Genomic DNA, 391 nt, shown 5'->3' on the forward strand with positions numbered 1-391 from the left:
CCCAGGGCCGCCACCCACCACATCCAGAATGTGCCGCCGAACCCGAGCAGAAACGCACCGGCGCCAATGACCACGCTCGCGGCGGTTTTTTTCGGCATGGATACCGGCAAATAAGGCCCCGAGTAGATTTCGAGATGCTCTTCCTTGGCCTTCGTGAGGGTGTCGAGGCCGAAGGTTTTCGGCTGGCGGGCGAAATTGTACGATGGCGGCGGAGATGGGATCGACCATTCTAGGGTTCGACCATTCCAGGGGTCGCCTGCCGTATCCCGGAGTAGGCGCCTGTCGCGGATCCTGAGACCGACGGGGGTTCCCAGCGCGGCGATGCCGAACAGAATACAAACGGCGCCGCTTGCCGAAATGTAGAACAGCCGCGTCATTCCCGCATCGGGGA

At 62.1% G+C, this 391-nt stretch carries 1 pseudogene; it reads right to left on the reverse strand.

From position 1 onward, the window contains the following. Nucleotides 1-377, reverse strand: a pseudogene (locus KVS69_RS18925) (cytochrome o ubiquinol oxidase subunit I); the annotation flags it as partial. Nucleotides 378-391: the final 14 nt, after the last annotated feature.

Origin of the sequence: Stenotrophomonas sp. GbtcB23 (assembly GCF_019091045.1) — a bacterium.
GTDB classification, from domain to species: Bacteria; Pseudomonadota; Gammaproteobacteria; order Xanthomonadales; family Xanthomonadaceae; genus Stenotrophomonas; species Stenotrophomonas rhizophila_A.